General features: G+C 75.9%; 2 protein-coding genes. Both read right to left on the minus strand.

Annotated elements, in window-relative coordinates; genetic code table 11:
• A partial coding sequence (locus tag ACFXPK_RS24565; protein WP_385078626.1) for a UbiA family prenyltransferase occupies nt 1-448 on the minus strand: 448 nt, incomplete at its 3' end.
• Nucleotides 445-1,599, minus strand: coding sequence for an inositol-3-phosphate synthase (locus ACFXPK_RS24570; protein WP_384996160.1), 1,155 nt, complete (start codon nt 1,597-1,599; stop codon nt 445-447). The genes ACFXPK_RS24570 and ACFXPK_RS24565, both read right to left, overlap by 4 nt.
• Nucleotides 1,600-1,829 lie beyond the last annotated feature (230 nt).

Raw genomic sequence — 1,829 nt, forward strand, 5'->3', positions numbered from 1 at the left:
GGTCCAGGGAGCGGGCCGCGCCCATCGCCACCGGGCCGGCCGGGGTGTGTTTGAGGCGCAGGTCGTACGCCCAGACCGTGGCCGCCAGCGCCGTGCCCACCGCCAGCGAGGGGCGGCCCGCGCGGGCGGCGAGCGCCAGGCCCGCGGCGGTGAGGCCGCCGGCCGCCGCGAGGGCCGCGGGCGGGGAGATCCGGCCCGACGGGATCGGGCGGTGCGGGCGGTCGACGGCGTCCTCCTCGCGGTCGGCCCAGTCGTTGAGCGCCATGCCCGCCTCGTACAGGCAGAGCGAGGCGCCCACGGCGAGGGCGGTGGCGCGCCCCGGTCGTACGCCGAGTGAGGCCGCGCCCGCGAGCCCGTCGCCGACGACGGTGAACACGGCGGAGACGCGCAGCAGTTCGGCCCAGGCACCGAGCCTGCCGGTGTCCGGGCCCCCGGTGCGAGCGCTCATCCGGACTCCCCCAGCCGTCGTGCGAAGGCGAGCAGTTCCTCGAACTGTTCGGCGAGGGCGGCGGGGCCGCCGTCCGGGTCCTTGAAGTAGAAACCGAGTTCGGGCAGCGGGCCGCTCAGTCCGGCCTCGTGGGCGCGGGCCAGCAGCCGGGCGAGGTCCAGGACGAGGGGGGCGGCGAGCGCCGAGTCGCATCCCTGCCAGATGGTCTGGAGGACCATGCGCGAGCCGAGGAAGCCGTCGAAGGCGATGTGGTCCCAGGCGGTCTTCCAGTCGCCGAGCGCCGGCACGTCGTCGATGTGGACCTCGCCCTCGGGGGCGGTGCCCAGGGTGTCGGCGAGGACACGCTCCTTGCCCGCGTTCTTGGCCGCCGCCGCGGCCGGGTCGGCCAGCGCCGCTCCGTCCCCGCCGCCCAGCAAGTTCGTACCGGACCACGCCCGGACGGTCAGGGCCCGCTGGACGAACATGGGTGCGAGTACGGAACGGAGCAGCGTCTGGCCTGTCTTGCCGTCGCGACCCGCGTGGGGAAGTCCACGGGCCGCCGCGGCGGCGGTGAGGGCCGCGGTGCGCAGCCCGGTCGAGGGAGTGAAGTTGACGTACGGGCAGCCGGTCCGTACCGCCGCCGCCGCGTAGAGCGCGCTCGCGGGCAGACGAGGGTCGTTCGGGTCGGGTTCTGCCTCGGTGGAGGAGACGTTGACGACGACGGTGCGGGTGACGCCGGTGCGGCGCGCGAAGTCGGTGAGGTCGGCGGCGAAGCCGTCGATGATCTCGTGGTCGCTCCTGGTGTCGCCGGGCTGCGGTCCGCCGGGCCGTATCTCCCGGTCGGCGGCGGTGAGTTCGGCGTGGATCGCCGCGGGCAGGCCGTGCGGCAGGACCCCGGCGGTGGTGAGCGCCTCGGCGCGTTTGGGGAGCGGGCAGCTCGCGGTGTCGTGTCCGCCGAAGACGAGCGAGTTGAGGGCGGGCAGCCCGGCTCCGGCGAAGGGCGCGGTCTCGGTGACCATGCCCGTCGGGGGGTGGAGTCCGGCGGTGACGGCCGCGCAGCCCGCGACGGCCGTGGTGGCGACGGAGCCGCGCGCACCGACGAACCACACTCCCGTTCGTACGGCGGCCCCGGCCGTTCCCGCTGCTGTCGATTCCGTACCGGTGGTGGTCACGGGCCGCCTCCTTGCGGTGGTGCGATGGGGTGGTGGTGCGCGGTGGGATGGCTGCGCGGTGGGAGTGGTGCGATGGAGCGGTGGTGCCTGGTGGTGCGGTCTGCGGCCTGCGGTCGTGCTGTGCGGTGGAGCGAGGGGTGAGGCGATGAGGGACGGCGGGCGGGGGGTACGGCGCCTCCCCGCCCCCCCCCCGCCCGCCGCGCCCCCCCGCAGGGGCGCTCGAGAGATCT

Origin of the sequence: Streptomyces sp. NPDC059142 (assembly GCF_042755665.1) — a bacterium.
Taxonomy (GTDB): Bacteria; Actinomycetota; Actinomycetes; order Streptomycetales; family Streptomycetaceae; genus Streptomyces.